Consider the following 8,041-nt stretch of genomic DNA (forward strand, 5'->3'; position numbering starts at 1 on the left):
ATTATAGGTTGACCATCGCCCTTTTTTTTGTAAAAAGTGTACATCCTATAAAATATATAATCAAAATAACTAATCATTTTTTAAAAAGTAATAATATTTTTATTTCCAAGATACAATTGCCTTATCACCATAATAATCATTGAGATGTTGCCCGATTGACTCTCCTGTAATAGACTTTGTAGCAAGATCGCCAATAAAGTAAAGTCCAGCTACTCCCCATCCCCATCCTGGAATAAAAGCAGCTCCGCCTATGACTCCATCTAATATATCAGAAGGTTTTACTTCTTGATTATATAAAACCTTACCCGCTACAACACCAAGTGCTGCATAATTAGCAACTTTTCCAACCGCCTGTAAGCCATCTAAGACACCAGCGGATCGTCCAAGGGCACGAAGTTTACTAATTCTACTTATATTTGAAAAGGTTGCGCTTGTTTCTGAAACAACAGTAGCTTCATAAAAAAACTGCAATTGCCCCTGTCCTAAAGCAAATGTTCCAAGTCCGGTATTAAAACTGTCGATAGAACTATTTAAACTTCCTCCCTGATTGGCGCCCTGCAAAGCCACAAATTCATAGGTATGATAAGAATTTCCAAGATAGTGACCATCCGCATCAGTAACACCTTCATGTTGCGCATTGTAAAAGTTAATCCCTGTGTTCTTATAATAACCTAGTTCCCCATTTTCATAGGTCATATTTCTTCCAGCCATCGCACTTGCTATCTCCGGAGTAATACTATAAGTGACACCATACTTAGCAATCACGTCATTGACTTCTTTCTCCGTTGGCATATATTGTCCAAGATACTCGTTCCATTCCCCACGACTATTCTGGCGTTCCATCATCTTGTCATATCGCTGCTGGAGATAACTACTAACGCTATATCCGCCTCCGCCTCCATTACCCCCACGGTAGCTCGACTCTAACCCTGCAAATATAGAACTAGATCTCATAGGATAAGGTTTATCCCCTAATGGATCATTGTAACTTAAAGGATTATTCAATGCATAATGGTAGGGTGTTTGATCCAAATCTCCCTCAGCCTTAGGGTCTACTGAGATAAAACGACCAAGTGCGGCATCGTAGTTTCTATAATAAGTATTATAATAATCTGGTAAATTGCTAAAATCATTTTGCCACTCCGAACCTCCATTATACAAATTGTTGTTGGGTGTTGTTGGGGTAGCAATGTTACTACCGGGCATAACCATTCCAAATGGATAATAGCTGTTTTCCTGGCGCACAACTGCTACTCCTCCCTGATCTTCAAAACTTACCCGTACATTACCCTGATGGTCCCTGATCATATATTCGGGTTTAAGCTCTGCTCCGGTGTTTCTTACTCTTCCTTCAGGCATGGAAAAATAAGCTAAAACTCCATTCTCATATACAAAGCCATCTATATAATCAGTAGATTTTCCCGCTACATTATTATCAAACAACTGTTTCTTAAGTAAAACTCCCGCAGCATCATAAGTGTAGTTAATATAACGACTTGCCGAGGTTGTAATGGTAATTTTATCTGTTTTATTCAGGAGGTTATAAGCAATGGATAAACCCTTTTTGGGGTCTGTGATCAAGTTTCCATTGTCGTCATATCCATAGGCAGCAACAGATCCGGTGAGGTTTCGAAATCCGGTGGCTGCATAATTTCCACCTGAACCATCGCTTATATTATCTAACCGATTTCCGGTATAGCTATAGTTCAGGTCATCGACCTCGGTTATTACATTACTCAGAAGAGCGTTACGTTTTAGCGTCATTATATTACCATTTTGATCATAAGTAATGTTTTTCTCGTCAAATCCTGAAGTACCGCTCCAACCCGAATTACCTTCTGTCCTATCGGCAAAATTAGCGTTTTTTAAACGATATAATTTATCATAGTCAAATTTGTAACTTCGTTCTTTCGTCACTGGCCCCTTGCTCATCCATTTGACCGCAGAGATTAATCCATTGTAATAATTCACATTGTTTAAGACCGCGTCCTTTTGGTCGTATAAAATCTCCATTCCAAAAACATCATTACTGTCGCCGTTTTTATCATCAATAGTCAGACTGCTGTTATTTATGCTGGTCATCTGCCCACGGATATTATAGCGGTAATCTATGTTCTGTAAATAACCACCAGAAGAAATCGATGCGCTAAAATTTGATCCTGCCGCGGCATTAAATCCATCTGAGAGAGTAATTGTACTCTGTGCCTGAATATGACTTGTGCTACCACTTGCTACACTATTGCTGGCGTTTAAAATGACATCTGAAGGGAGGCTTAAAGATGGGTTGTTGCTATGTAATTTCTTTTTAACAAGCTGGCCAAGTTCATTGTATTCATAAGTTGCGGTTCTAATTGGACCGGCACCGTTGTAAGCGTTATCGATACTCAAAATACGTCCCATATGATCATAGGCATAACTACTTAAAACTGTTGTTGTACCAGAAGCAACCTTCTTGATGATTTTACTTTGCATTACTTGTCCTGCAAAATCCTTAACCAGGGTTTTGCTATCGTTTAAAGCGGAGTTCAATTGATTATTACCCACCACTTGTATTACAGCCCCTCTTTTATCGTAAAAACTGACGGTTGTAAGCCAGGTATTTGTGTTTAAAATTTTCCGTTTAGCTGCCGTTAAAAGTCCTCTTACCTGATAGGATACGATACCTTCTGCTGTTAAGGACTGTAGCTGATATGAATAATCTCTTGCTCCATCATTATTCAGATCGTAATCATCATAGTAATAATAGCTTAATTCTTCTATCCCGTTTGTTGGAAAAGCCTGGTTACTATAACCATAAATAGCTCCGGCCTGGCGTTCTTCATAATACAGCACATTAAAATTAAGGCTATTGATGTAATTTTGCATGGCAACCCTGTTTGTATATACCGCATCGGCATAAATTCCTTCACTAATACCACGCTGCTCACTATCGTATTTCATATAGTACCATTTATTGTACTTTCTTGTATTTCCATCTTGTACAAGGATAGGACGATCAAGCGAATCATAAACAATATAAATAACAGCCTTACCAGGGATTTTCTTTTCTATAACGCGTCCCAGAATGTCGTATACATAACTAAATACCAGATCGTTTAACATAGCTGCATTCAATGCCCAGGAGCCCGAAGTCTTCATTTGAGAAACAACTTTGGGAGGTAAAATATATTTTGCATTCCCAGCATCATCATAAATATAGTAAGTCTCAAAATAAGCTTCTGAAACACCACCTACTGTTTCATCTGCCTGCTGTCTTTTTAAGATCAACTGTCCACTCTTGTTTTTAAAGGCTAATGATTTATTTCCGTTCACATCGGTATATTCGGTAATCTGTAAACTACCTGCACCATATACCACGTTACTGGTTCCGTCTGATTTCCAGATCCTGACGTTATCTGCCGTTGTATTGGTTCGATAATTAACTGAACTGTAATGCTCACCGGGTTGATAACCCTCCCCTACAGCTCCTATTTTAAGCAATCTTTGTACTGGGCTATTTTCATACTCATTCTTTAGATATGGCTTGCTGTCATCAGCAATTTTATCTGTCAAACCGTTGGCATAAAAGGCCGGCTGGGCCGTAGTAATTGCATTGCTTTGATAGGAACCATCTGAAGTTCCGGAAACATATGGAAGATAATTGTACAATTGCCTTCCAAATTGATCATAAGCTACGGCCCCTATGACATCTTTCTTTAATGGACTTCCCTGCTTAACTGTAGATTGAACCGTTCGCCCTAAACCGTCAAAATACTGGATTGTGGTTGATTTTTGTTCAGCGTTAAGGGAGTAAGTCTCTATATCTGATTTAATGTTTTCAATTTTGATAATTTCAGTTTGCTGAAAGGAAAGTCTATTGATATTTTGGGCGCTACTTTCAGACAATATGCATCCAAATGTACCGATAAGTAGAATTGATTTTGAGATATTCATCTTTATGTCTTTTAAATAATGAATCATGTGAAATTATCTGTGAGGACAGTTTGGACTGCTATAATACCCTATGAATTGAGAAATTTCAGAGGTACCTACCCTTCCACAGGATGAGGTTACGGTACATTTTATCCAATAGGAATTTGCATTCTGTGAGGGATTAACTGTTGTAGTTCTGGAAGAACCGGTTCCCACTGTAGTCCAGTTGATCTGATCACTAGAAGCTTGCCACAGATAAGTATAGGTAGCTCCGGGGTCGCATCCTGTAATAGAGGTAACATTAAAGTACGTATGATTTCTGTCGCTTGGCAGACCAGGGTATGTGCCAATTATCGGATCTTCAATATGGCAATTATCTATCGTCAGAATACCCGTTCCTATAATGGAGACATTGAGTGGCCTAAGACCAATGTTAACCGACGTACTGGAAGTTTGACTTCCGTAAACCGGATGGCTTACAGTTAGCGTTACATTGTAGGTTCCAGCATTTGCAAAAACGTGGCCTATAGTGAGATCCGAACTGCTTATCACTGCCGTTCCATCACCAAAATTCCAAGTATAGGTTAAACCAATTATACAAGGGTTAGCGCCGGACTCAACCGTAAATGGGAGGCTTATGCCATCCAGTGCTTTTGCTTTCACATATCCGAACGATACTGGAGCAACGACAGGCAATCCGGTGTTGTAAGAGGAATAAGTCTCTTTTTTTATGATGTTTTTATCTTGATCTCTGGTCATCTTTAACCTTCCAAGTCTATCATATTCGTAGTACATTGTTAAACCATTAGAATTGGTTTCAGATGTCTTGTTGTAAAAATCATCAAAGCTAAACGTGTTTACTTTAGCATTCTCAGGATAGAATAACGCGTCATCTAAAAGCAGATTTGTACTTGGCTGGGCTTTAATAGTAAAATCATCTGTCATTTCAGTGATTGGAACTTTGAGCTCATAATATGTCCATGCTCCAGATATGGCATAAGGTAACGTGTAGCTTTTTATGACAGATGAGGTACTTGTTAAAATCAGAGAGATGGTACCAGCGACAGAAGGTTTAAGCCAACAGGAGAACACATAATTTTTGGCTGCGCCTTTTTTTATACTCGCTTGAATAAACGAACTGGGATTGGCATTTAGTGCGGATTTCCCTGTGTGTGAATCTGGAATAGAACTCGCATTCTGGGCAGAAAAGCTGGTTAGTGGATCTTCATTCCCTTCGAAACTGGAGTAAACGACCTCGTTTGCACGAGCATTGGAAATATTGGCCAGTGTAACATTTCCGCCTAAACTAAAGTGATAGGATTGAAGACTTTTGTTTTTATTACTGATGGTGGTGGCTAATCCAAACTTGTTATAGTCCCCATAATTAACAACTGGAATATAATTAGCATCGTTTTGAAAAACACCCCCGGAAATAATGTTGGAGGGTTGAAATGTAGTTGTTCCTTCATGATTGATAAACTGAAGGTTTTGTACTGGGGCATACAGGAGTTGATTATTATCTATGGTGGTTGTTTGGAATTTTGTCAACTTTCCAGACATGAACTTTTCTGATTCTCCTGGTTTTATAATTGAACTATAAACCTCCACTACAGCATTTAAATTTTGTCCTTGTAAACCAAACAAGGCTTTATTCTGTACATCCCCGGAGGCGGACGCTGAATAATCTTTAACATACTTTGCGTAAGTATTATTAATAACACCTTCACTGTTTACAGAAGATGTTTTTGTTCTGTTTTTGTGAAATTGGCTCGTGTAGGAATAGCTAGTTAAGTTTTCAGTAGATTTGGTCACATCATTCAAATCATAAACTGTACTTTTTTCAGATATGTTTAAGTTATCTACCGATGTGATAAGGTTATATTTTGTGTAGGTTTTAAAGCCATTCAGGTCATCAATCCTTAAGCCGCGTACTAGTCCTGGCGAATTGGTTCGCTGGTAGGTAAATTCACTTTTGCTAACTATGTTATTATTCTCGTTATAGGTGGCAATGGATCTCAATAGCCCTCTTTCAAAGTCGTAGTTAGGATTTGGGGCATATGGATAAGTATCTTTGCTGTTGGCGAGCTCTCCGGAGTTTGTACATCCTGGTCTGCCTATATAATTTATAGAGGGGGTCCAGTCGCCAGAGGATGTGTCCCAAAAAGTGCCTGGTGTACTGTATTCGTAGACTGTTTTTCCTAAACCGCTCTGTTTTACTGTTACAAAGCCATAAATAATATCTGTTGACTCAATGGAAAGGTCTGTCTCTGATCGAACTGTAGAATATTCCCAGTAAGATTGGGTGCCTGCCGGGCCTCCGGTATATGGTTTTGCAAAAGCAAATGATGGTAGATGAAGTAACTTCCCGCTAGTTACTGAAGTGGAAGGATTTGTGTAACTGAACTCTTTTGTGATATCATTGGAAGAATTCAGTCCGTCTGAGTCTGTAATCCTCCGAACCCTTATTCCTGCTCCATTATAAGTGCTTTGTGCACTACTGTCATAATAATTATTTGGTTCATATTCTATTAAGGTACTGCCTCCGGTAGGATATATAATCTTATTAAGTGTACCCGACATCACGGTGTTTGGATTGACCTGTCTGTCTGCTCCTGGTATGATGAAATACGTTCCGGAATAATTGGGTATAGGGTTTATACGATAACGCTCAAGGTTTGGGTAGCTGGTATTATACGGATAGACATAGATTTTAGGTGTCAATATGGTGTCTGCAGCTGCATTATAGAAGCCCCATAGGTCTTGCTTTTTAGAGGAGGAGTCTGGCAATATGCTTGTTGAATTTTGAAAATCAATACCATGGTAGGAAAATTGGTGAGGGGGCAGTGCATCGCATCCTGTCTCCCCCATTGAAGTCAGGAAGATTCTCTGATTAATAATCTTATAAGAAAATGCCATCGTCCGGTTGCCTGGAATAGAGATGGATGTTAAAATAGGATTATCAGTAATTGGAGTGGTATAATTAAAATTTACAGCGCTGTTCCTGGTTTGAATTCTGGTCACAAATTTCTTAGACCCTAACATAGAAACCCGATTTAGTTTGTTTTTAACAAAGTTACCTGCAGAATTCTTCTCTATAACTTTATCTTGAGAATCGCCATTATTGGAAGACGAATACCCATAAGTAAAATCAATACGTTCTCCTTTAACTGTTTTTACTTGGCTTAGATACCAGGTAGAAATATAGCTAATTGCAGAGCTGTATTGAGCGGCTTCCCGAGAGAAATAAGGTGAAGAGCCTTTTACCAACTTTGTTACAGGATCTCCGTTAGAAAAGACAAAACTGATTCCCTGATCGGTAGTTATGGTGAAAGAGGTGATATTATTTGCATCTTTTACATATGTAATGGTGTAGTCCCTATAGGGAATGATCCTCGGTTGGTGATCTTTATCAAATACAATCTGACAGGATAGTCCAGGTGCAGAGACAGCAAAAATGTCTGGTTCAGCGTCTTTGTTCGCAGGGAAATTAGCGGAGATATAATTCATGTCCGCAATCTCGCCTGCGCAATTTGAACCTGTTCCATTAGCTATTGTGAAAGATTCTACCTGGGCTGCATTAGATCCATACAACCAACCTCCATTGCTATATTCATCTGGAAGATCTTTGAGAATCCGGGTGATATAACCTCCTGCTGTCAAATTCCAGCCTACAAAACCATTTACATCACCAACTTTAATTCCCGCTGCCGAATAATCTAAACTGATTGGAATTTTTAAATCTCCGTCTGTTAGGGTATAAACAGGAATACTGACCCGAGCTCTTCCTGTAAAGTTATCAATGCTAACCACATTCTGTGCGCACAAGTTATTCAACGCACAACAAGTAAAAATTAAAATAGATAAGGCTATTATTCTAACTGAACGTTTTAAACGACGCTTGTTTTTTCTTATAAAGAATTGCCTAATATTTCCTGGCTTTGAGGAAGAGATTGAAAAGAGTAAATTATCCTTCATGCTGATATTATAAAATATCGGCGAATGTAAAAAGACTTAGTGCAGTGGTACTGCACTGGGATTTTTTTTTAAAAAAAAGAGTTTAAAATAATTCAACACACTGATTTACAGATTAATAATTTCTACAAAAATCAATCTAATGGCTATCTATGGT

At 38.6% G+C, this 8,041-nt stretch carries 2 protein-coding genes; both read right to left on the bottom strand.

Annotation, left to right across the window (positions count from 1 at the left end; genetic code table 11):
- Positions 1-99: 99 nt before the first annotated feature.
- Complete coding sequence (locus DBR11_RS21170; protein ID WP_158275349.1) at positions 100-3,933, bottom strand: DUF6443 domain-containing protein; 3,834 nt, start codon at positions 3,931-3,933, stop codon at positions 100-102.
- A 33-nt stretch (positions 3,934-3,966) separates the two neighbouring features.
- Positions 3,967-7,746 carry a PKD domain-containing protein gene (locus tag DBR11_RS21175; RefSeq protein ID WP_158275350.1) on the bottom strand — a complete coding sequence of 1,260 codons (3,780 nt, stop codon included), beginning with the start codon at positions 7,744-7,746 and terminating at the stop codon, positions 3,967-3,969.
- Positions 7,747-8,041: the final 295 nt, after the last annotated feature.

The sequence above is a fragment of the Pedobacter sp. HMWF019 genome (assembly GCF_003061025.1).
In the GTDB taxonomy this organism is placed as follows: domain Bacteria; phylum Bacteroidota; class Bacteroidia; order Sphingobacteriales; family Sphingobacteriaceae; genus Pedobacter.